The sequence below is a fragment of the Coleofasciculus sp. C1-SOL-03 genome (assembly GCF_040220555.1).
Classification (GTDB): Bacteria; Cyanobacteriota; Cyanobacteriia; order Cyanobacteriales; family Coleofasciculaceae; genus Coleofasciculus.
The window spans coordinates 35,119-60,939 of sequence record NZ_JAVJUO010000021.1; the positions used below are offsets into that span (position 1 = coordinate 35,119).

The following is a 25,821-nucleotide window of genomic DNA, read 5'->3' on the forward strand; positions in this document are numbered from 1 at the left end:
ATGCAACGTCTGGTACAGGTTTACCCTCCTACCCTGAATAACTATGTGATTTACTGTATTAATCCCCACTGTCAACAGCGTCAAAACCCCGATGAATTGGAGTGTTGCCAAACCTGCGGTACTCCACTACTGATTCATGACCGATATCGGTTAATTCAACCTCTACGCCGATTAGATTCGCGGAAATATACCGATGTCTTTGAGGTGGATGATCAGGGAACCCGGAAAGTGATGAAGGTTCTTAAAGATAATCATGCCAAATTAGTCGAACTCTTTGAACGGGAAGCCTTGACGCTAGAACTGTTAAACCATCCAGGGATTCCCAAGGTGGAGAGTGATGGGTATTTTACGGTTTTTGTTAATAGTACCACAGAATTACACTGCCTAGTGTTGGAAAAAATTGAAGGACAGAATTTAGAAGCGTGGGCAAAAAAGTATGGGGCGATTTCTCAATCGTTAGCCCTCAATTGGCTGAGACAACTTCTAGAGATTGTTGATTACTTGCATCAAAACCAATTCTTTCATCGGGATATTAAACCGAGTAATATTATCCTGAAGCCCGATGGCAGATTGGTGTTAATTGATTTTGGCAGTGTGCGGGAGATTACCGGGACGTATTTAGCTAAACTTCGGGGAGATGTTGAATTAACTAAGATTATATCAGAAGGATACACCGCACCGGAACAAAGGCAGGGTAGATGTTTGCCCCAATCCGACTTTTATGCCTTGGGACGCACGTTGGTTCATTTACTTACTAATAAACCGCCTAGTTGTCTACCTATTAATCATAATACAGGTCAGTTAATTTGGCAAGATAAAGCACCACAAATCTCTAAACCTTTAGCCGAGTTTATCGATGATTTGATGGCAAATGCGGTGGTGAATCGTCCCCAAGATGTACAAGCGATCGCGCAGGGATTAACTAGAGTCAGTCTGTGGTTGCGGGGGTTGGGGTGCTGGGTGCGATCGCCTCAAGGAATTGCTACTATTATTACTCTAGTAATTATGGGAGTTGGCGTATATCATATCTCACAACCTTGGCGATTTCAGTATTATTTTAAACCAGGAAAAAAATATTTAATACAGGTACAAGAATACTCTTCTCAGTATTATTTGCAACAGGGACGAGAAGCCCTCATGGAGTTTCGCTTAGAGCAAGCTAGAATTAATTTGGAACGAGCGGTTAAAATTAATCCTAATAGTGCCATAGCGCGTAGTGATTTGGGACTGGTTTGTAAGTATCAAGAAGACTTTCAATGTGCTAAAGAACAATTTAATCAAGCTTTGAAACTAAAGCCAAACGCTGAAACAAAGGCAACAATTCACTACAATTTAGGAATACTTTATGAGGATGACGAAAACTTTGATCAGGCGCTAGTTGAATATAAACGTGCCATGCAGGATAAGGGTTATGTCGGGATTGATGCGACGAACAATTTTGCCCGTCTGCAAATTTGGCAAAAGCAGAATTATGATGTAGCCGTTAATCTCCTACTTAAGGCTTTACAGCGTACAGAAAGTCTGGGTTTAGATGAAACAGAAAAAAATAGTCTCCAATCCATACTCTACAAAAATATAGGCTGGGCGCGTCTGGAACAAAATCGCGGTCAAGATGCCGAGAACTATTTAAAAAAAGCCATTATGTTAGATAATAAGCAAGCGGCGCCACATTGTCTTCTCGCCCAAGTTTGGCAAAACCAGGAGGATGATACAAAGGCGTTGATATCTTGGAAAAATTGTCGTCAGGCTGAGTCGAGAGGATTACCCGAAGTACAGGTATGGCAAGCGGATGCATTAGATTATTTAAATGCACAGTAATTCTCTCAAGAACAACGGTGCGTTACGCTACTGGCGTGACACAGCTAAAATTGTGGAATAGATTTGACCATTGAATCGGGCGCAAGTCTTTGCGCCCCTACAGTTTCCGGGCGTAATTCTAATTCATCAAATAAGGTGTGCCACGCCACTACGATTTTGTTGATACAAGCAACAATTTTGTCAATCCAAGCAATAGTGCTAGAAATGTAATCGTTAATGTCTATACAATAATATTAATGTCTTGTGCTGCTACCGTGCTTTTGTGTTAATATGAAGCCTAAGGTTTTATTTCCCTTACTCGTCGCATTCAGCTTAACAACGGGAATCGAGAGTATTGTCTGGCAACGTGCGATCGCGGATACCCAAAACCCCAAACCAATCTGCCCAGAAAGGGGTCCTTGTCGCCCACCCCGTCGCAGTGGGTTGACGGATATTCGGGTTATCACTCCGCCCCGAGGTTCGCTGCTAAATCCCCAACCTACCTTATCTTGGACACCGCTACCTGATACTCAAGAGTATACCGTGCGTTTGTTGCGATCGGGGGAAACTGTCTGGGAATTACCGAATGTGCGAAACACCGAAATTCCCTATCCGGCGACTCAATCTCCATTAACCCCTGGGATTAATTATGAATTGATGGTTGAGGCGGATGGAAAGGCGGGGAAATCGATGTTTAGACTGATGACACCCAGCCAAGCTGAATCGGTGATGGTTGAGGTGGAAGAGATTCGCCAGCAGAATCTGAGTGCAGATGAAATGGCTCTGCAACTTGCCCAGGTTTACCAAGACTATGACTTGATGACTTTGGCGATTCAAACGCTAACAGAGGCGATTGATACAAGTAGCCAGAGTTTAGAGGTTTATCAGAGTCTGGGGGATTTATATAATCAATTGGAACTACCGAGAGTAGCAGAATCAGTTTATCAAGAATCCCTAGATTTGGCAAGCAGTCGTCAAGATATTGCCGGACTTGCCCAGGCGCAAATTGGACTGGCGAGATCCTTTGTGGCGCAGGAAAAATTACCGCAAGCTGTTGAGGCGTTAACAGCAGCTTACAGCAATTATCAGCAGTTAAATAATGCTGAATTGACTCCGCAAGTTGCCCAGTTTTTAGGCGAGGTTTATGAAGGGGATAATAATTATGAAGAGGCGCGGCGTTGGTATCAAGACGCTAAGGCGGGATATGAGGCGATTGGTGATGAACAGCGGGTTGAGACTGTGGAAAAAGCGATGCAGCGATTAAATTGATTTGTCATTTGTCATTGACTCAAACGCTTTAGACGTAGGGTGCGTTAGCGAAGCGTAACGCACCATCTATAAATTTTAAAATTCTCGGTTTTCTCTGCCAAACATCCAAAAAATATGGGGCTAAGGTTCCCCTACTACGAACTTAATTCTACATTTTCGTAAAGCATTTCAAGCGTACAGTTAAAATTAACGCTAGTTAGGTGTAATTCATTTTCTTCTGTATAAGAATGCAGTTCCCAAATTCCTTCAGCGTTGCGTCGAAAACACTCAACATTGATTTGATCTGTACTAATAAGAACGTATTCTTGCAATGTGGGAATGCGACGGTAATGTCTGAATTTTTTACCTCGGTCAATGGCTTCGGTACTGGGTGAGAGAACTTCGACAATTAGACAGGGATAGCGCACAAATTCGATGGCAGATTTATCTCGTTCGTCACAGGTTACCATGCCATCAGGATAGTGAAAGGGACCCTTGTCTGTTATGCCAACTTTGGCATCTGAGGATAAGACTTTACATCCTTTCCCGCGCAGGTGATTTTTCAAGGCGGCGATGAGGTTAACGGCGATTTCATTATGGGGAATGGTTCCCCCTGTCATGGCGAAAACTTCACCATTGATGTATTCATATTTGATCTCTTGGTGTTTTTCCCAGTCTAGGTAGTCTTGGGGTGTTAGGGTGTTGGGTTGGGGATTGGCAATCATTTTTTTGGTTTTGGTGAGAAGGGTAGATATTATGTCTGTTATGTTTTTTCAACGCAGAGGGGCGCAGAGGTTAGCGCAGAGGTACGCAGAGGGAGTTTAAGGATTTGGGGCAAGGTTTTGTAGGATTCGGACATAAGTGGAAGCGATATTGGTTTTTGTAGGTGTTGGGAATATATGGGTAGGAGGATGGGGATGGCTAGTTGGAGTTGGTTCGGGTTAATTCTCCTAAATGTTTTAAGATACTTAAGACGTTATAGAGATCATTTCCGGGTTTGCGTCGCAAGTCGAATTGGCTTGATGTCGCATACTGAGGGATTTGTCCTTGGATTAATTTGACGAATAGGAAACTCCCTCCATTGGAAATCATGCCAAAACTGGGTTGTTCGGGGTGAGGGTTAGCTAACATATAAGCTAACATCTGTGAGAGTCCGGCTTCAATGGAATAGGCGGCGCGTTTGGATTCGATTACGGCTACCCAGAGGTGTTGTTTGAGGACTAATACGTCTAGTCGCCCTTCTACAATTAAGCCTTGGTCTTCTGTGGAAATATCGACGGATTTTTCGGCTTTGATGTGAAAGGGGAATAGGTAAAAGTCGGCTAAAAATAGTAGTGGGGCAATTATTGCCATGCGGATGGCATTTTCTAATAGGGGTGGGTGTTTGAGGAAATTGAAGTAACCTCGCTTGAGTTTGTCTAACATCTGTTTCTCGATGTCAGAGAGTTCGGGGAGATTATTTTGCCATTCTTGAAAAAATTGAGTATCCTCGACTTCGACTAGACCAAATTGTCGTTCTAGTTCGTCTATGGGGATAACTGAGGCTTTAACTGTTAAAACCATGGGGTTAAAAATTATAGCGTTAATGTTGACTATTATAAGGCTATTGTAAGATGATTGGTGCGTTACGTTACCTTTCTATTGGTGCGTTACGTTACCTTTCTATTGGTGCGTTACGCTTCGCTAACGCACCCTACAATTTTGGTGTCAAACCAAAACGACCAATGACCAATGACTAATGACCAATGACGATTAAAACCAGTTTCCGGCGAGGATGAATGCTGCCCAATAGTAAGGATGTTGATAGGTCGGAGAATCGGGATTATTTATAAATTTACGTTGCACGTTGGCTAGGGCTTCGACTTTGGGAATGCCTTGGCTTAATTGCTGGTAAAAGTCGTTCATTAATTGGGCGGTAGAGTTATCACTAACACGCCATAAACTGGCGACGGTACTACTGGCATTTGTTCTTAAGGCGACCCCAGCTAATCCTAAGGCGGCGCGTTTATCACCAGAGGCTGTTTGACAAGCGCTGAGGACTAATAATTGAATCGGTTCGCTGCGGCTTTGTTCTCTCTGTTGCAGCAGTTGACCAAATTTTTCTACGGGGATTTTTTTGTCCCAAGCGTAGATGACGGTTTTGGTTGCATCTGAACTAAATTCGCCATGGGTGGCTAGATGAATCACGGAAAATGGATGGTCAATGAGTTGGTTGCGGAAGTTGGTTTGGGTAAATTGTTCATTTTCTAGCAGTTGGCTGGGAACGGTGTTGTGAATCTGTTGCAGTTCGTCCCAGACACTGGATAAGGCGGGTAATTGGGGCGGGTAACTCTCGGCTTTTTTATGAATTCCTCCTAATAGCCCTTGCCAATGGCTTGGGGATAAGGGGTTGAGGTTGGGAAATTGTGACCCAAGGCTAACGGTAATGTTATAGGTTTCGACTAAGTAATGCTGACCATCGTGGAGAATGGAAAGGGGGAGATTTTGCAGGGTGCTATCGAGAACAAAGACTAGGGTTCCCTCTGGGGGTAAGTTAGCCTGCGCTGATTGGAGTAACCAGTTATAGAGTTTTTGGGCTGAGGGTAAAATTAAGCGGTCTACTGGATTTCGGGGGTCATCTAATTGTTGGCGCAAGTCGTAGAGGGTTTGGCGAATGTCTTGGGCGGAAACGTGGGGCGTATATCGATAAATTTTTTCCGGAGATGATTCAGATTGGGGCAATTTTACTAGAACTTCTAAACGGTTTTCCAGTAAAATGGGATAAATAATTGCATCTGGGGGATTGTCACTTTTGTCAATCGGGACTAAGTTGGTAAAGCTACAGCGGAGAAAGTCTTCGAGTTCAGCCAGTTGTAGGGCTTCGCTGATGCGGGTGGCTTGGCGGAGATGGTCAGAATTGGCGTCGGGTTGGAGTAGGATTTGCAGGAATTCTTGATAAATGGGTTGTACATCGTCTAAGAAGGAAAACTGCACACCGGGGTTGATGGCTAATAAATTTCGGCGCACGGAATCCAGCAGGTTGATTGAGGCGTCGTAGGCGTGAATGGCGTTTTCCTTTTGTTGCTGTTGCCAATAAATTCGTCCCGATTGCCATAACCATTTATAGGCTAAGTCTTCGGCGTCAAGGGATTGGGCTAAACCGAGGGCTTGATGGGTTAAGTCTTGGGCATCTTTCCATTGTTGATTGTGTTCGTAAATGTGACCTAATGTACCCAGGGCTTCAGATTCTGCCCGTTGGTTTTGTAGGGATTGCGCTTGATTTAATGCGACTTTGGTATAATTTAAGGCATGACTAAAGTTTGGGTCATACTGGGGTGATTTTAGTAACTCTTTGGCAAACTTAAGTCGGCTATAAATGGCGATTTTACTGGGCGGTAAGTTGGCAAGGGTACTCTGGAGTAATGTGTCAACTTGGGATTTGATTTGAGGGGTAAATTCAGCAGGGTTTGCGGTTGTATCGGTTTTTTCTAGGGTTTGTAACCATTGCTGAAACTCGATTAATAAATGGAGTCGATGCAGTTGGGCTTCTAGGGGTAAGGTGGTGGAGTCGGTGTTGATGGCGGCGGCTTGTTGATAGGTGTTTAAGGCTTTTCTTGCCAATTGTTTGGCTTTGTCGCGATTCTGGGTGATATTACTTCTCTCCCATAAATCTTTGGCTTGACGGTATAAGGCGTATTGGGTTTTGCCTAAACTGAGTAATGTGGCACTTTGGTCGGATGGGGAGTCGATTTGTTCGGCTAAGTCTAAGGCTTGCTGTAAAATGTGGTTTGACTCCTGCCAATGTCCAACCAAGCGGAGAACATTTCCTAAGTGGCGTAACCCGACAACGGTAAACGCGGGTTGAGATTGCTGTTCAAAGGTGTTAACGGCGGCGGCTAATTCGCCTGACTCGGACAAATTGCAGTGATTGTCTACTTGGAGGGCTTGCAGAGAAACTTGACAGGCGCGACGATAGAATCCTAAGGCTTCCATGGCTTGGGCTTGGTTGAATCGGCTACCTGTGACGCCGATGTCATCATCCAGTTGCTGATAGATTTGCGTGGCTTGCTTCCAGGTGGCTAATGCAGATTCTGCCCGCCCTAAGGCTAATTCTAGACGACCTCGGTGATTCAGGGCTTGAGCATAAAGGCGCGATCGCTCTGTTGATTCTGCTACGGTATCTAATAGACTCAGACTGGCTGTGATTGCGGCGTCGGCGTCTGTCCATTGGTGCAGTTTCTGATAGGCTAAAGAGAGATAACTCAACGCCTGGGCTTGATGCAGGGTATCGCCTTGGGTTTCATAGCCTTGGGCGGCTTGTCGCCAGAGGTGAATGGCTTGTTGATACTCTTTGGCGGCGTAGAAGGTTCTCCCTTGGGCGATAGATTGTGCGGCGGATTGGATAGGGGGGGTGATTGGATTAATTTGGGATAAGACAGGGGGGATACCGATGAATAGGAATAATCCGAGAATAAATCCAATGAGTAGATGGCGATGGGTTTTGTTCATTTTTTTGTCCTTTGTCAAAACACTGATTTCACGGATTTATTGGAGAGATAGGGGTAGGGAGGTGAGAGTTTATTTACACTGATTACACGGAAATTTTATGTTCTTTATCCAGAGAGAATGATTGGGATTTTTAAGGAGATTATTTCGTCATTCTTTAAGGTTTATTAGCCCTTTGTTATGGGTGGTTAGGGAAGCGGATCAATTTAAGTCTTGGATTTCGGCAATACTTAATCCGGTTTTTTGACTGATTGTTTCAATATCTAAAACATCGAGTAATTCACGGGCAATGGTAATCGCTTTTTCACGCATACCGTCTAGTTTAGCTTTGCGAATCGCATTCTGACTGTCTTGAATAAAAATCTCTCGCTTCTCTAGGGCTTCTAACTCTCGCTTAGTTAGTTTACTCTGTCTGGCAATTGTAAATGCTTGTTTTAGGGCGGGAATTGTTGCCATTGGCGGCGGCACGTCTTTTAAGGTGTTGGCAAATTTGAGGAAGTAGAGCCATTTATCGGTTAAGGTTTCTGATTCCTCTAGGGTTTTATTGAATTTGGGTAATTCGACAAAGACTAATTCAATATCATCGGTATAATCGGTTAGGGTTTCTTTCTCCTTGAGGCAATAGCGAGAGATGACGTTGGTACTGTTGGAGAACATCTCAAAGTCGGTAATGGTTAAGGCAATCACCGGATTCAACAAGTTGTAATCTTCCCCGACGCCTAGTTGAATGGAAAAAGCTTTGGCGGCATTATACAGGACTGGTTTCTCAAAGCCTAAAACGTTGAGTACCTGCATTTCAATGATGACGGTTTTGTTTCCAGTGATGACGGCTTTAACATCTAAATAGGAATCCTTAATTCCCTGGATGCGAGGCGATTGATAAGGGTCAAGGATTTCTAGGTCTTGAATCATCTCCTGTTCCTGATACAGAATAGCATTCAGGAAACTAATCAAAATTTCCTTACTTTTCTTCGACCCAAAAATCTTCTTAAAGGCAAAATCAGTTTTCGGATTAATAAACGTCATCAGTCATCCACCTCCCTTAACTATTCCATCCTGTCCATTTAAACAACCCCAACCTACCACCACCCCACCACTCAATCCCTCTGCGCCCTCTGCGTAAACCTCTGCGAACCTCTGCGTTAAAAAATATATAACGTTGCTCATAAGATGAGGTTTATGAGGGCGCACGTCGGTGCGCCCCTACGTTCGCCCTTATATTTGGGTGTACCTCACGCCTCACCCACTCAATCTCATCCCTAATTATTATCCCCCATGCATCACTCAACCGCACTCTGACAATGTAGCGGATTTTGCCAACCCGTATTCGGCGTAACATTGGGCGCTTGGGCGGTAAGAACGATTGTTCCATCGGGTAACTTTATCCAGCCTTGAGCCTCAATGATTGTCCTTGAACTCCTCTGGCTTACAGGTTCAATTTTTGCCGGAGAGTTATCACTACTGGGAGTCAATGGACGTAAATCTTCCCACACATTATATGTTCCCGTTACTTGAGAAATTGTGGGCGGAACTCCGCCGCGTCCACTGATGATAAAATGGCTGGGAGTTTGGTCAGAACGCCCTTGACAGAAATTGACAAACTCTGGGGGAGACGCTGGGGGAGGTAATTGAACTAATCCCGCGTTCGGGTCAATTCCCGGCGTTTCAATTGTCACTACACCTTGTTCACCAAATTCTGAACTGGCAGTGATATCATTTAAAGGCGTGCGGCGATCGCGAAAATCGATGTCAAACAGATATTGAGCAGTAACATTAACCCGACCCCCATCGCCGAAGAAGGCATTGGCAATAATATCACTCCCCTCTGGACCTTCTGGGGGTAAGCCAATCACAAATCGCGTGTTCAGGGTAATATTACCACCATTGGCTTCCTCAAACGCGGTGGCGGAAATCAAGCTTTCATTCCGCAGAATTAAATCCTCATCCAGTTGCAGGAAAATATTTGCACCGCCTTCTCCTTCACCTAATCGGGTTTCCGCCGTAACATATCCTTGATTCAGCCAGAGCGAATTGGCGGTGATATCCACATTACCCGCTTGTCCTTTCAGGCTGGTGACGGTGACTTCGGCTCCATCATTAATGGTGAAATCTCCTGTGTTCACTGTCAAGTTTCCACTTCTAGCATTACCAAGTGTTAGGCTAAACGCCGACAACCCACTGCGAAAACCATTCAATGAACTCCCCCTCAATGCGATAGACTCAGAGGCATTAACGGTTAAATTTCCCCCTGGCGCAATCCCAAAAGTTCCGGCTTCGATTCGTCCTCCATCGGTAGCAACGACTTTGCCAGTATTAACAATCATATCGCCAGCACGTCCAGACCCCCCTGTCAGGGTAAATAAGGCGCTACTCCCACTAATTTCTACAGAATCAGCAGCATCTACGTTGATTGTCCCAGCTTGTCCACGACTGAAAAGAGCTGTGCTAGCTCTTACTTCTGAATTATCTCGGATACTAAATGTGCCAGTTTTAACCGTTAAGTTTCCGCCATCGCCACGGCTATGTTCTAGAGTATCGGCTAAAAGCCGACTCCCATTAATCACTTCCACAGAATCAGTCGCTTGTACCGTCAAATCCCCTGCATCGCCAGCTTCATTGGTGCTAATTGTCGTGGTACTGACTAAAGAGCGATCGCGAATACTCAGGGTTTGTGTTTCAATGGATAAATCCCCAGCTTTGCCTGTATCTCCCGCTGATGCCATAACCTGGTCTGGGTTATTCACATCCATAAAACCAGAGGCGGTGATGATGGCACTAAAGTTAGTTAAATTCACGGAATCAGAGGCTTGTACTCGCAGATTTCCCCCTTCACCGCTACCTGTGGTGCTACTTGAGACAATTGCAGTATCGCGCAGGTTTAAGTCTTTGGTTTCAATGGTTAAGTCCCCAGCATTTCCACTGGCTACTGTTCCAGAAGAAACGAAACTGCGATTGGCAAGTTCAATCGAGTCCGTTGCTTTTATGGTTAAGTCTCCAGCATCGTTTGCACTCAAAGTTGAAGTCAGAATTGCTGACTCATTCTGGATGCTGAGTTGTCCCGTTTCAACAGAAAGATTACCAGCAGCTCCTGTATTGATGTCAGTAGAAAATGTGGCGATTGTACTCTCACTATCTATATTGACAGCATCAACCGCGTCTATGCTGAGATTTCCACCTCGACCGCTACCCAGGGTTGAAGAGGAGACTTTTGACTGATTCTCAACATTCAAATTCCCTGTGTCAACCCGCAAATTTCCGCCATTGCCACTCCCGAAGGTGTTCGCCTCTAGCCGACTTTGATTATTAAGATTGATAGAATTATCGGCTGTTATGGTTAAGTTTCCAGCGGTTCCAGAACTGAAGGTACTACTGCTAATGACTGATTCATTTTGAATCTCTAGCTTGTCGGTATTAATCTCCAGATGTCCCGCATCCCCTGTACCATTTGAATAGGTCGTAATTGCACCTTGGTTATCTAGAGTAACAGAATCCGTAGCATCCACGCTTAAAATTCCACCCTGTCCAGCACCTTGAGTAGAAGATGAAATCCCTGCGCGATCGCCAACGGTCAAGTTTCTGGTTTCAATGGTTAAATTGCCAGCATTGCCGCTGCTTACTGTATCTGTAGAGAGTAAACTGTCATTGATAACTTCTACGGAATTTGCGGCTTTTACTGTTATATTTCCTCCTGTTCCTGCACCACCTGTACCACTGAAAACTTGGGATTGATCTCGAATACTTAGGCTTTCTGTATCAATAAAAAGTTCGCCGCCAGCACCGCCATCAGAAGATGTTTCAATATTTCCTGTACCAAACCCTGCCGTGAGAATTCTGCCCCCATCACTAACATTTATTGAGCCTGTATTGCTAATGAATATATTTCCGGCATCGGCTGTACCAAAAGCCGCCGTAGAAATTTGTCCATCATTACTAACCGTTAGCTTTTTTGTGTCATTAATAGAGATTGTGCCGCCGTTTCCTGTCAAACCTACACCTAGAACCGAGCTACCTGCAAAAAGTCCACTGGGAGCAACTATAGTGGTATCCGTAAGGTCACGGGCGGAAGGTTCATTTGTCACAACATCGGGGCCAAATTGAAGTAAGCGATTGAAATAGGTAGAGTCGTTACCTGAGATGGTGACATTATCCGTTACATTAAGGTCGATAGTACCTGCTTTGCCACTACCACGAGTAACGGCGAGGACTTGTCCACCTCCAGTGAGTTCTAAGGTATCAGAATTAATAGTAACAGTAGCGCCATCACTGGAATTGTAGGTTGAATTGTCTATAACTGCGCCATCCGTTATGCGAAATGTACCCGTAGTTACTTCAATCTCACCTACTGGAGCATCGAAGTTATCAGCGTTGCCAGCATATAAACCACTAGAATATCCATAGACAGAACTAACACCAGAAAGAGTCACTGATTCTTCTGCATTAATTTGAATACTTCCCGCCGTGCCAGCAGAGCTATTGTCTGAGTTAGAATTAGTAAAAATCCCGGAGCCACTTGTCAAAGAAAGTGTACGAGATTTAATATCAACATCACCAGCATTACCCATACCTTCTGGATATACACCCGTTAAAATGACGCTGTTATCAACGATTTCCACAGAGTCATCAGCCTCAACAGAAACATTTCCAGCATTTCCCTCTCCCCAGCTACTAGTCCACAAGAAAGCTCGATTTTTTAGCTGAACTGAACCAGCCTCAATTTCAATATCACCTGCATTTGCTACTGCTCCAGATCCTACAGTGCTGAGAATAGCACTATCTCTTATAGAGAATGTATTCGTAACATTAATGTTTACATTTCCTGCATCTCCTGTGCCAAAAGTGGCAGTAGCTAATTGAACATTATTCATCATAGACAGTGACCATGCTTGGATGGTGATATCACCTCCCTTCCCTGAACCATTAGTAACACTTTGGATATTAGCTTCATCTGATAAAGAGATTGAGTTCTGAGCCAGCATTGTAATATCACCCGCATCGCCAGTGGCAGAATTTGTTCCAATTTCACCAGCATTAGAGATAGTAATATCGCCGCGTGAGTCGAAAAATACATCACCCCCATCCCCCTTAAAGCTAGGAAAAGCACCATTGTTGTCATCAACACGAATCTCGTTGACTTGAATATTGCCACTGATTTCTGTATTTGGCTCATACTGATTTGTGAGCAAAACTTGACCGTTAGGCTGTTCGATAGAAATGCTACGAATTCTGATGTCCGCATTCGTGACAGTATCTTTAATGTCAGGATATGCAAAGGGAACCAAATTGAAGAAGGTATCAATCACGGGAATTAGACCCGTCACTCCCTTCTTACCAATTACATTTGGGTCTACTCCTGCACGTACATCAAAAGTAGGACGCTCCCTCCCATTAATATGTACCACTTGACCATCTGATAAAGTCACATCTTCATCAATGTAATCATTTCCGGCTCTACCAAATTCTCGTCTCGTAATCGTGACTTGACCAATCCTCACCTGTCCCCCGGCTAAAATATGAAGGGAGGCTCCCTGATAACCATTAAAACGAACATCCCCACGGGAACGAATAATTGGGTCATCGGGACTCAACAAATTTCCCAGAGAACCATCAAGCTGTTCAATCTGGAAATTGCCACCACTCCAATAATGAGCATCACCTGCCACAGTATTAGCAGAACGCAGTGTCATATCCCCCCCAGAGAACAAGCCACTATCGGGGTGATTCAAGGCAAAAATATCCACACTTTGATTCCCTTGCACCAACAATTGACCCATGGCGGCGGCGATAAAAGGATTGGCGACACTATCGCGCATCTTAACGGTATCTGTCGCAAAAAGTGTCAAATTTCCGCCAGCCTGTAACTGACCCTGTAAATCCAGATTACCTGCACTAGCTAGAGTCAAATCTTGTCCTACTGCTAAATTACCAGAATTTGTGATAGTTCTTCCTGGATGATTTGACCCGTACTGCAATCCTGGTGTCAAATTAATCGTCAACAATGGCGGCGCTTCGGGATTAGTCGCACTAAACGTTGTGCCATTCTCAAATACCACCCCATTGGCTGTACTCCCGATAAAGGAACCCCGGATATCGAGTTGAGCATTTTCGCCAAAGAGAATTCCATTGGGATTGATGAAAATTAAATCGGCTGCACCATTGACGCCTAATGTCCCTAAAATGTCCGAGGGATCAGTTCCAGTTACGCGACTAAAAATGGCTTCGATTCCGTCAGGGTTGGCAAAATAAACCCGTTGTCCTTCGTTAATATTAAACTCTAAAAAGCTATGGAATAATGCCGAACCTCGGCTAGCGCCATCCTGGATTAAATCGGCGGTTACTCCATCGATAACCACCCCATTGGGTAGGATTGAGGAACCTTCAGCGCCTAATGTGGAATCGGGTGTAATCTGGGCGAGGATAGGGTTACAGGGGATGAAGAGGAATGAGGCGATCGCGCTTCCCTGTATCAGACGCTGTAAGCTTTGATTGATGGTCATCATAGCACCCTCTAGATGTGAGATTTAGGTAATTCCCAACCTGATATTTATTTTATTATGTCCTGTGTCCTGTTTGTAGGGGCGAGTCGCTGCACTATCATTAAGGGGAAATCCACTAATTTTATCGACTCGCCCTCATCGTTGGTTCACCTGTGGGAAAGGATAATGCGGTGGGTTACGGCAGATAGTTAATTAAAGGGTTTGTTTCCGGAATTGATTACCGCCTAACCCACCCTACGGGTTAAGGTGAATTGGGGGTTATAGGACGGCATATTTTCCCATGATATAAAAATACCTAAAATCAGACAGAAAGTCAAGCACTAATTCTATTAAGTCGGGCTTCACCGATTTTGCCTCTGTTGAAATGCTTGCTGACGGCGCTGGGAAATGTCGTCTAAGAATTCCGTATAAGTGTCGTTGGATAGCTCTCTCCAGCAACCTGCGAATTTCATGATGATTTGGCTGGAAGTATGGGCAGCTTCTGAACGTAGTCGGAATGTATGAATCAGTTCTAATAGTTCAATCAGTTGCTCATCTGGAACACTCTGGATTTCTTGCAAAACTTTGGTTCTTAGCTCTGAACTATTCATGAGTAAGTAGTCCTCAATTAATGACTGATGTGGGAAAGGTTGATTGTGTGGGTTGGATAGGGAATTAAGGGGTTTGTTTCGTGGATTGATCACCGCAAGAGTCTCTTATGTCGAATCTGGCAGAATCTGGGCAAGAATCGGGTGACAAGAGATGATGAGGTCGTTTGTGATCGCGTCCCAATAGCCTAGACGCTGTAAGCCTTGATTGATGGTCAACATAGCACCCTTTAGATTTGAGATAATGGTCATTCCCAACCTGATATTTATTTTATATGTTCTGTCGTCCTATTGTCTTATTTTCCTGTCGGTAGGGGTAGGGGCGAGTCGCTGCACTATTTTCCAGGGGAAATCCATTAATTTTATCGACTCGCCCCCCTATCGTTCAGGGGAAATCCATTACTTGTGTTGAGAAACCTTCATCGTTGGTTCACCTGTTGCAAAGGATAACTCGGTGGGTTACGGCGGATATCTAATTAAATAATTTGTTGGGTCAATTGAGTACCGCCTAACCCACCCTACGGGTTACGGTTAATTGGGGTCTATAGGACGGCATATTTTCCCATGGTATAAAATTACCAAAACTCTCCCCCAAAATCAACCCCTAATCCTATTTTTTTTGAGCCGCGATTACTCCTGTGATCTGCAAACCCAACCGGAACCTCGGTAGGATTGAGGAACATTCAGAACTTCATGTCGAATCGGGCAGAATCTGGGCAAGAATCGGGTGACAAGAGATGATGAGGTCGTTTGCGATCGCGCTCCAATAGCCTATACGCTGTAAGCTTTGATTGATGGTCATCATAGCACCCTTTAGATGTGAGATTTAGGTAATTCCTAACCTGATATTTATTTTATTATGTCCTGTGTCCTGTTTGTAGGGGCGCAATGCTTGCGCCCTAGCTATCGTTACGGGGAAATCCACTAATGTTATCGACTCGCCCTCGTCGTTGGTTCACCTGTTGCAAAGATAACTCGGTGGGTTACGGCAGATAGGTAATTAAATGGTTGGTTTTGTGGATTGATTACTGCAAGAGCCCCCCTACGGGTTACGGTTATTTTGGGTCTATCGTCGTTGGTTCACCTGTTGCAACGGATAACTCGGTGGGTTACGGCGGATAGTTAATTAAAGGGTTTGTTTCCTGGATTGATTACCGCCTAACCCACCCTACGGGACTCTACGGGTTACGGTTGATTGGGGTCTATAGGACGGCACATTTTCCCATTGTATAAAAATACCTAAAATTTGCCAGAAGGTCAAGCCCTGATTTGGTCTTTTTTTGGCAATGTTCCTTTGATTGACAATTAAAACCGGATCGTTTGTAGGGACACGATAGTATCATGTCCCTGTCTTGGTTTAATCGCGGTTCTAGATGATCGTGAAGTCGAAACTGGAGAGGGTGTTGGCTTGAACCCCAGTTAAGGTGGCAAGCTGTTCACCACTGTCCTGAATCGTGAGCAAGGTGTCATTTTCTTGGCTATTAGTGCCTTGGCTAATTGACAGATCATTAAAGGTAATTCCGCCCGTTAAACCAATCCAATCCATGCCCACGGTAAAGTTGAATATGGTATCGACACCTGCACCCGCACCGAGGATAAAGGTATCCATGCCATTTCCGCCATAGAGTTGGTCTTGACCGATACCGCCATCGAGGATATCATCACCACTACCTGCATAGAGTTGGTCATTCCCAGCGCCGCCTTCTAACCAGTCGTAACCGGAACCGCCTTTGAGGAGATCATCGCCATCACCGCCAATCAGGTAATCATCCCCGGATTGTCCTAACAGGGTGTCCATCCCATCACCACCTTCGAGGTAGTCATGACCCGCACCGCCATCAAGGTAATTGGTTCCCTGTTGACCGTATAATTGATCATCGCCTTTGCCGCCTAAAAGTTGGTCATCACCGGAACCTCCCTCTAGATAGTCGTCACCGTCGCCACTCTCTAATACGTCATCTCCGGCTTGTCCATAAAGTTGGTCATTGCCTTTACCTCCCAGCAGTTGGTCATTATCTGCACCACCATCGAGGTAATCATCATCGCTTCCGCCAGTGAGGATATCTTCACCGTCTTGACCATAAAGTTGGTCATTCCCGCGATCGCCTGCTAGGGTATCATTACCTAAACCGCCCTCGAGGTAATCGTTTCCGGCGTTACCTTCTAGGGAATCATCGCCCTGTTGACCATAGAGTTGATCGTTACCGCGATCGCCGCTAAGCTGGTCATTGTCTAAGCCGCCTTCCAGGTAATCATTCCCGGAACCGCCGTTTAAGCTATCGATACCGGATTGACCGAAAAGTTGGTCATTATCGCCACCGCCGTTAATCTGATCATTGCCACTTCCGCCATCGAGATAGTCATCCCCAGAACCACCGTCCAGGGTATCATTGTGATCACCGCCCCAAATTAGGTCATCACCGCGACCACCATTGAGGATATCGTTACCCGTTTGACCATAGAGTTGATCATCCCCGGAACCGCCTTGCAAGAGGTCATGATCTGCGCCACCGTCGAGGACATCTTCACCATCACGTCCATAAAGGCGATCGCGTCCTGTGCCACCATAGAGTTGGTCATCCCCAGAACCGCCGTCTAAATAGTCGGTTCCGGCTTGTCCGAATAGGGTATCTGCACCCGCTTCACCCCGAAGTTGGTCACTTCCATCCCCGCCATCTAACCAGTCATTGCCTTTCTTCCCATAGAGGCGGTCAAATCCTGCATTCCCCAGTAGGTAGTCATTCCCAGCACCCCCGTTGAGGAGGTCATTGCCAGTATTGCCCTCTAGAGTATCATTATCGTTGTTCCCGTAGAGGCGGTCATTTCCCTCACCCCCAGCAAGCTGATCATTACCATCGCCACCTTGGAGGACATCGGTTCCGGCGTCTCCGGATAATATATCGGCGTCACCACCCCCCCAAAGGGCGTCATTTCCGACACCACCCGCTAAGGTATCAAATCCGGCGCGACCATATAAGGTATCATTGCCAGCATCTCCATAGAGTTGGTCACTGCTATCGCCACCATCCAGGAGATCATTGCCATCGCCACCTTGGAGAGTATCGCGATCGCCTTTACCATAGAGACGGTCGTTTCCAGTACCACCCGTGAGGTGATCTTCCCCATCACCGCCTTCTAAGTAATCGTCGCCAGTCCCCCCATCCAGGGTATCATTGCCTTGTTGACCATAAAGTTGGTCATTCCCGGCATCACCCGTGAGGCGGTCTTCACCTGCACCCCCATCCAGGTAATCATTATCCGCACCGCCATCTAAGGTATCATTGCCAGCATCAGCATAGAGTTGGTCATTCCCCGCGCCACCGAGAATCTGGTCTTCCCCTTCCCCGGCATTGAGATAATCGACCCCAGCGCCGCCATCTAAGGTATCATTACCTTGGCGACCATAGAGGCGATCGTTGTCATCACCGCCAGCTAGTTGGTCATTCCCGAAACCGCCATCCAGGTAATCAAAACCCGCATCACCGGATAACTGGTCATCTCCCTCTCCGGCGTCTAAACGGTCATCGCCGCTACCGCCATTTAAGGTATCATCCCCAGCTTCTCCGTAGAGTTTATCGTTATTCTCGCCACCGGATACTCGGTCATTCCCGTCTCCGGCTTCTAGATAATCATCCCCAGCTTGTCCGATGAGTTCATCGTCTCCATCATGACCATAAAGGTTATCTTGACCTGCGCCACCGTCTAGGGTATCGTTACCGGATTGTCCATAGAGGTGATCATTCCCATCGCCACCATTAAGGAAATCATCACCAGCGCCACCATCGAGGTCATCGTTTCCAGCTTGACCCAAAAGTTGGTCATGATCATCACCCCCAATGAGATTATCATCGCCAGAACCGCCATCGAGGGTATCATCCCCAGCCTGACCCAAAAGTTGATCGTGATCATCGCCACCACTGAGGCTATCATCGCCAGAACCGCCGTCTAGGTAATCGATTCCGGCTGCTGCGATTAATTCGTCATCGCCGTCGCCACCCTCTAAATAGTCATGTCCATCGCCACCATTGAGGAAATCATTTCCGGCTTGTCCGTAGAGGGAGTCATCCCCAGCGCCAGCTTCTAAATGGTCATCTCCCGCGCCAGCCTCTAAAATATCATCCCCTAAGCGTCCAAACAGTTGGTCATTTCCAGTTCCGCCAAACAGGGTATCATTTCCTTCTCCTGCATCCAGGAGATCATCTCCAGCTTGTCCGAAGAGTTCATCATTCCCCTCACCCGCTTCTAAATGATCATCCCCTTGTCCGCCATCTAAGGTATCCTCACCCTGATGACCATAGAGGAAATCGGTATCATCGCCACCGGATAAACTATCATTACCTGCACCCGCGTCTAAAATATCATGTCCGGCTTGACCCATCAGCAGGTCATCACCGTCACCACTGATGAGAACATCTTCACCGCTACCGCCATCCAGGGTATCTTCACCCGTTTGTCCAAAGATGACATCATCACCATCGCCACCGATGAGATAATCCTGTCCATCTCCCCCATCCAGGTGATCATCCCCCTGTTGACCATAGAGTTCATCATTCCCATCAGACCCCTCTAAATGGTCATTTCCGGCTTCGCCAGCCAGGTAGTCATCCCCGGCTTCTCCCTCTAGCCAATCATTACCGTCACCTCCCCAGAGAGAATCTTCTCCATCGCCAGCGGAGAGGAAATCATCTCCAGCTTGACCCAAGAGTCGGTCATTCCCTTCGTTGGCTTCTAAATAGTCGTTATCTGCACCACCATCGAGTTGATCATCCCCTGTACCGCCGACAATATGGTCATCCCCCGCATCACCGTAGAGTTGGTCATTCTCATCATCGCCAAAAATGCGATCGCTTCCGGTTCCACCACTGATGAAATCCTCACCAGCACCGCCTTCTAGGGTATCATCCCCATCGTCTCCGTAGATCAGATCATCGCCATATCCGTTATCGCCTTTGACCCAATCATCACCACCGCCAGCGTGGATCGTATCATCTCCATCGCCGCCACGGATATAATCTGCATCGCCTTGATCGGTAACGCCTTGTAAGTCACCATAGATGGTATCGGTGCCTTGATTGCCAAAGATGCGGTCTTCACCCAAACCCCCAATTATCTGATCATCGCCGCGTTCGCCGTACAGGGAGTCATTTCCGGCTTGTCCATCCAGGGTATCATCGCCCTTATCTGCGGTAATCCAATTGGCTTGATTATCGCCAATTATTTCGTCATCATGGCGAGAACCAATCACATTTTCTATCGTGGAGAGGGAATTATTGTCTTGGCGCGGGATAATAATATCCATATCCCCCCAACCATCAATCACTCGTCCCGTTTCCAGGTTCACCTGTACAGATCCCGGATCACGGCGGAAGCTGAGGGTATCGGTACCATTCCCCCCATCAAACTGGTCATTTCCGGCGGTACTGAGAATTAAGTCATCTCCAGCTAACGCCTGGATTTGGTTATCTTTTTGATTGCCAATCAGGATATCATCGAATTCAGACCCGATGATATGTTCTAAGTTCTTCAGCGTATCCGTGGTACCAAATCCGTCAATGGCGGTTCCGGAGTTAATCGCAAAATCCGGTTCTAAGTCGCTATAGTAATCACTGGGGTTCGCATCAGTAATTTCTTGCGCCGCGCGATCGCTGCGGTTATGGTCATAATCGCGATATTCGTTAATATTAACGATGACGCCATTGGGTGAGGTTTGGTAACTCACGGTATCATTATCCCGACCGCCATGAATCAGGTCATCCCCGGCTTCTCCCATGAGGAAATCATCGCCAATTTCGCCATAGAGTTCATCGTTCCCTTGATTTCCGTAGAGTTGGTCGTTGTTGGCTTGACCATGAAGGATATCATCCCCGGAATTTCCCTCTAGGTAGTCGTTTCCGTCACCGCCTTCTAATACATCATGACCTGCATTTCCATAGAGGAAATCGTCATCAGTTTGACCATAAAGGGTATCTTCTCCCGTACCGCCATCTAAGGTATCGACACCGGAACCACCATCGAGAACATCGTTATCGGCTTCGCCATTGAGGAAATCATTCCCAGATTGACCATAGAGAACGTCGCGACCTGTGCCACCATAGAGTTGATCCCCATGGCTACCACCATCAAGGAAGTCATCACCCGCGTTTCCGTAGAGTTGGTCGTTTCCGGCTTGACCGTAAAGGGTATCAAAACCGTAGCCGCCAGACAAGTAATCTTGGTTATCGCCGCCTTCTAGATAGTCGTACCCATCATTACCGTAGAGTTGGTCGTTTCCGGTATTACCATAGAGGACATCATTGCCTTCGTTTCCGTGAAGTTGGTCATCGCCAGCTTCACCGTAAAGGATGTCATGATTGTATCCGCCATGGAGTTGGTCTTGGTCATTTCCGCCGTATAAGGTATCGTTCCCTTGTTCGCCATGGAGGATATCGTCTCCATCTTCACCATGGAGGAGGTCTTCGCCAGTACCTGCGTGGAGGGTATCATTGTGATTACCGCCACTAAGGGTATCGTTTCCGTTTCCTCCAATTAAATTATCATTACCGTCTTCACCCTGAAGGTCATCATTACCCTCTTCACCAACTAGCGTGTCTTCTCCTAAACCACCTTTGAGGGTGTCGTTATTGTCTCCACCAAAAAGTTCATCATTTCCATCTTCTCCATAGAGTTGATCTTCACCTTGACCGCCAACAAGGGTGTCTTCTCCAGCACCTCCGTAAAGAGTATCGTTATCGTTTTCTCCCCTTAAATAGTCGTTACCATCTTCTCCGTGAAGTTCATCATCACCATTTCCGCCAACCAGTTGATCATCCCCAGCACCACCGTAAAGGGTATCGTTACCATCTTCTCCATTTAATTTGTCGTTTCCATCTTCTCCTCGGAGATCATCATTATCATTTCCACCAAGGGCTTGATCATCACCAGCACCCCCGTAAAACTTGTCGTCTCCTCCGTTTCCTTTGAAGTTATCATTGCCATCTTGACCTTTGAATATGTCTTGATAGTCACCTCCAACCATGATGTCATCATGGTTTGAACCACTAATAACTTCAATGTTTCCCAGGGTGTCTACTGTACCAAAGCCATCGTTAACTTTGTATACATCTTGACCATCAACTTTTTCTGCCCGAACATTGATTTTATTGGGACTGCTAGAGTAATTGGCTGTATCTTTATCTTCTCCACCATCTAAGAAATCATAGCCCGAATCACCGATTAAAGTATCATCGCCACCATTACCACGCAAAACATCGTTTCTTTCGTTTCCATCAATCGTGTCAGAAGCTGAGGTTCCTTCTATCCAGTCATCATCTGGTGTACCAGGACGCAAGGATGTGTCACTACTAGGAAAGTAGTAACCCTTTGGGTGAAGTTCATAGACGGTATCTTTGAGATAACTTTTAACGTCATCTCGTTCCAAATACTTGTCAAGTGGATGTTGCCCTATACCTCCTATACCTGCTAATAGATTGAATATTTTACCAATCTTGTCCCAAACAAAAGGCTCTGAATCAAATTGAAGAAACGTTACAGGATCTCCAGAGTTCTTGATATTATTATTTGGAACAGCAGAACCCTTGTACAAATTAATACCACCAGCATTTAGATAACTCGTTGGCGAAGCGAGTGCCAATACCCTGATACGAGATGGGTCATTTTGAGCGCCCATATCAATTAGTCCATCCTCAAGAAAGAAATTTCCCTGAGAGTGACCTAGCAAAATCAAGGAATTATTGTCGAAGGGATTGTGTTTATGTGAAGATAACCATTCTTTTGCAGAGTTTGTCCATGTGTTGTTTATATCTTGAAATTTACTCTCTGCATACCAGTACTGTTCTAGAGATTCTTTCAAATCTTCAGGAGCAGCTTCTATCATACTGTCAATTACATCAACAATATTTCCGAAACCTGGAAGAAAACCAGCAACCTCCTTAATAAAGAGTATTGCTTTCGCTGTGAAATCGTCATCCTTAACTAAATCAGCAGGGTTTGATAATTTAGTAAAACTCTCAGCTAACTCAATACCTGTATTGATTGTCCCAAAAAAGTCAGCAATATCTTTAAGGTCATCAAGCTGTTCAGCTATCTCTGTAACGTCTTTTCCCTCCTTTTTAAGTTGCTCAAACTTTTTCTTGAGAGCTTTATGTTTATTGGCTTGTTCAATTATACCTCCCAAAGAAATTTGTGATAGAGCATACTCGAACAAAAACTTACCAACAAAAACCCCAAGATCTAACCAGCCATTACCCGTGCTATCTGTAGTATTTCGATACTGTGTGTCCAAATCAATTGAACCCCTAGAAATACATTTTTCAGGAAGTACAAGTTTACCCTGAAGATTCCAAATTTGGTCGAAGCCAATTAGGTTCTCCTTAAACTGCTCCTCAGTAGTCCGAATTCCATTCATGTAAAGAACACGAATTTTTCCGCCTTCTTCAATGAGTTGAGTGAATACTTTGTTAAAATCAGTAGCCATGATTATTGATCCTCTTGTGGTGTAAATACGATGTGTTGTGAATTTGACGAGTCTATCGATACAACAAAAGCCGGAGAAGCGGATCACTTAAATCCACTTCACCGGCTTCGTGAGACTCACACCCATCAAATGCCTGGTGTATCTAACAGATATCGACTGATTTGTCCTTGTGTCTCAGCCGTGCCAGTCCTCTCAACCGTGCGACATGACCTGAGACAATCTTGAAAACTTTTCGCTGAACCTTATACGAGATAAGGCTTACAGACTGGGGAGATAGATTATGCGATTCTCCCCTATTTTTGGCTTAGTTCGCTTCTGGGCTGCTTCTTGCTGGGGAAAGTTTAGAAGCAAGAGGGCTAACACCAACGAATGATAGTATCCTAACACTTAATTCCTCTGTGAGCCGAAAACTTTAGATTTATTTACAATCGTTGTTAGTCGCTCAATTAAGAGGAATGTTGCCGACTGGGGAGCCAAGAAATTTGCCGACTGGGGAGCCAGGAAATCAATTTCCGGAACCCAAGGCGGTTGCTCAATTAAGAGGAATGTTGCCGACTGGGGAGCCAATAAATTTGCCGACTGGGGAGCCAAGAAATAAATTTCCTGCTCAAAGCTAAAGTCCATTAAAATGGACTCAGACTAGCTAGAGATGCAGTCGTCTAAAGACGACTTTCGCTTTTAGCCTTGGGTTTGAACCCAAGGCGGTTGGTGCGACTTGGGAGCCAGGAAATTTGCCGACTTGGGAGCCAAGAAATAAATTTCTGGAACCCAAAGCTAAAGTCCATTAAAATGGACTCAGACTAGCTAGAGATGCAGTCGTCTAAAGACGACTTTCGCTTTCAGCCTTGGGTTTGAACCCAAGGCGGTTGGTGCGACATGACCTGAGACAATCTTGAAAACTTTTTGCTGAACCTTATACGGAATAAGGCTTACAGACTGGGGAAATAAATTATGCGATTTCCCCTATTTTTGGCTTAGTTCGCTTCTGGGCTGCTTCTTGCTGGGGAAAGTTTAGAAGCAAGAGGGCTAACACCAGCGAACGATAGTATCGTAACACTTAATTCCTCTGTGAGCCGGAAACTTTAGATTTATTTACAATCGTTGCTGGTCGCTCAATCAAGAGGAATGTTGTTGACTGGGGAGCCAGGAAATTTGCCGACTGGGGAGCCAGGAAATCAATTTCCGGAACCCAAAGCTAAAGTCCATTTTAATGGACTCAGATTAGCTAGAGATGCAGTCGTCTTTAGACGACTTTCGCTTTCAGCCTTGGGTTTGAACCCAAGGCTTAATTCTGTGAGCCGAAAACTTTAGATTTATTTACAATCGTTGTTGGTCGCTCAATTAAGAGGAATGTTGCTGACTTGGGAGCCAAGAACTCAAGTTCTTGGCTCAAAGCTAAAGTCCATTAAAATGGACTAAAACTAGAGATGCAGTCGTCTAAAGACGACTTTCGCTTTCAGCCTTGGGTTTGAACCCAAGGCGGTTGGTGCGACTGAGGAGCCAGAAAATGAATTTTCGGAACCCAAGGCGGTTGCTACAATATCGTCAAATAGGTTTCTGTTGGACTGATGGGTAAGGGCTTCAGTGTTTGATTTTGTATGTCTATTTCTAACCCCAACGATTCTAACGGAATCACGCCTAAAAGCGCATCGCCACCGCCGGGTAATTCCAAACACTCGAATGTTCCTTCCCGACCAAACATTGATAGCTTGGCATCTTGAAAAATTCGGGCTTTGCCAATGCCCATTGCTGTAGCCACGTCTACTTCTTTGAGTATTTTTAATCCGAGTTTTACAATGGCGTCTTGTGGCAAACACAAGGTTGTGGCTCCTGTATCTACCAATACATTGTCCAGCGTAATTGACCGAATTTGTTCGGGGCGAATTGTCCCATCTTCCGCTCTAATTTGGTCGGCTCGGTTCACGATTGTCAGCGTTGTGAAAACTTTTCCCATTGGGGGGTTAGTTTTACTTGACATAGTAGCTTTCTCCTTAAAAATCGGAGTTATTCTGGTTAGTATAGCAGTAGACACATCGATTAGGATAAATGCGCTGTCTGGAGACGTTCCAGCGGAACGTCTCTACAAATCCGTGGTGTCCTAACCGTCTTGGCGGTTGCTATATTATAACTTTCCTGACATCTACTATAGGTTCCTTTTGGTGAGACTGTTCACGTTCGGTTCATCTTCTGTTCAACTTCCTGATTCGTAATCACATAACGGTAATGGGTTGACCCCTGAAGAATCACCCGTATTTTGTCCTCCTTAAATCGTTCGCTACTCACTTCTATATGTCCAAAACCTGTCTCACTCCACGCCTGAAGCAGGATTGTCTCTAAGCGTTGCAGGAGTTCATCAATATTTGGGGTAGTAGAATGGGATAACATAACTGATGCCTCTGGGATACAGATTGGTGTTGGCGTGCGATCGCGCTTCGGGTAAAGCGGAAACAAGCCTATAGCCTGGAACTTAACTCTCACTTTGTATATAAATAGGTATAAATCAGGCAAAGACGGTTTGTCAAGGCAATTTATGTAAAGTTATGTATGGTTTTTGTCCCTACCTGTCTCCAGCCCTCACCCCCAGCCCCTCTCCCAACCCTGACAGGTGTAGGTTTTTTATTTTATGGTTGAGACAAGACAAGGAGGACAAGGATGGAAAGAAGACAAGGGGGAAAAACCGTACAAAATTAGGTTCGGTCAAACTCACTTCTAAAAGCCGAAACGCCCGATTTTTCGT

Annotated in this window: 12 protein-coding genes; 2 read left to right on the forward strand and 10 right to left on the reverse strand. The window is 45.5% G+C overall.

Annotated elements, in window-relative coordinates:
• Together RIE73_RS02620 and RIE73_RS02625 are read left to right on the forward strand one after the other, a co-directional pair.
• The gene (locus RIE73_RS02620) at positions 1-1,818 is read left to right on the forward strand and encodes a protein kinase domain-containing protein (protein WP_446399699.1); all 1,818 of its coding nucleotides are present in this window, start codon (positions 1-3) and stop codon (positions 1,816-1,818) included.
• Between the two features lie 270 nt (positions 1,819-2,088).
• A complete protein-coding gene (locus RIE73_RS02625) occupies positions 2,089-3,066 on the forward strand; it encodes a tetratricopeptide repeat protein (protein ID WP_446399700.1) in 978 nt (325 codons plus the stop codon).
• 134 nt (positions 3,067-3,200) lie between these two features.
• Here the strand turns inward: RIE73_RS02625 and RIE73_RS02630 are convergent, their stop codons facing one another.
• The 10 genes from RIE73_RS02630 to RIE73_RS02675 all read right to left on the reverse strand — a co-directional run bounded on the left by RIE73_RS02630 (position 3,201) and on the right by RIE73_RS02675 (position 25,562).
• Positions 3,201-3,770: a Uma2 family endonuclease gene (locus RIE73_RS02630; RefSeq protein WP_446399701.1), complete on the reverse strand. Its 570-nt coding sequence runs from the start codon at positions 3,768-3,770 to the stop codon at positions 3,201-3,203.
• A 196-nt stretch (positions 3,771-3,966) separates the two neighbouring features.
• The gene (locus RIE73_RS02635) at positions 3,967-4,608 is read right to left on the reverse strand and encodes a restriction endonuclease subunit R (RefSeq protein WP_446399702.1); all 642 of its coding nucleotides are present in this window, start codon (positions 4,606-4,608) and stop codon (positions 3,967-3,969) included.
• Positions 4,609-4,797: 189 nt separating this feature from the next.
• Positions 4,798-7,533: a CHAT domain-containing protein gene (locus tag RIE73_RS02640; RefSeq protein WP_446399703.1), complete on the reverse strand. Its 2,736-nt coding sequence runs from the start codon at positions 7,531-7,533 to the stop codon at positions 4,798-4,800.
• Positions 7,534-7,731: 198 nt separating this feature from the next.
• Positions 7,732-8,556: an Rpn family recombination-promoting nuclease/putative transposase gene (locus RIE73_RS02645; protein WP_446399704.1), complete on the reverse strand. Its 825-nt coding sequence runs from the start codon at positions 8,554-8,556 to the stop codon at positions 7,732-7,734.
• Positions 8,557-8,810: 254 nt separating this feature from the next.
• Entirely contained in the window at positions 8,811-14,027 is a 5,217-nt protein-coding gene (locus RIE73_RS02650) for a two-partner secretion domain-containing protein (RefSeq protein ID WP_446399705.1), read from the reverse strand.
• A gap of 338 nt (positions 14,028-14,365) precedes the next feature.
• Entirely contained in the window at positions 14,366-14,614 is a 249-nt protein-coding gene (locus tag RIE73_RS02655; RefSeq protein ID WP_446399706.1) for a hypothetical protein, read from the reverse strand.
• Positions 14,615-15,980: 1,366 nt separating this feature from the next.
• A complete protein-coding gene (locus tag RIE73_RS02660) occupies positions 15,981-23,084 on the reverse strand; it encodes a calcium-binding protein (RefSeq protein ID WP_446399707.1) in 7,104 nt (2,367 codons plus the stop codon).
• Positions 23,085-23,471: 387 nt separating this feature from the next.
• Complete coding sequence (locus tag RIE73_RS02665; RefSeq protein WP_446399708.1) at positions 23,472-23,708, reverse strand: hypothetical protein; 237 nt, start codon at positions 23,706-23,708, stop codon at positions 23,472-23,474.
• A gap of 910 nt (positions 23,709-24,618) precedes the next feature.
• On the reverse strand, positions 24,619-25,062 hold the full coding sequence (locus RIE73_RS02670) for an aspartyl protease (RefSeq protein ID WP_446399709.1): 444 nt from the start codon (positions 25,060-25,062) through the stop codon (positions 24,619-24,621).
• A gap of 191 nt (positions 25,063-25,253) precedes the next feature.
• Entirely contained in the window at positions 25,254-25,562 is a 309-nt protein-coding gene (locus tag RIE73_RS02675) for a hypothetical protein (protein WP_446399710.1), read from the reverse strand.
• Positions 25,563-25,821: the final 259 nt, after the last annotated feature.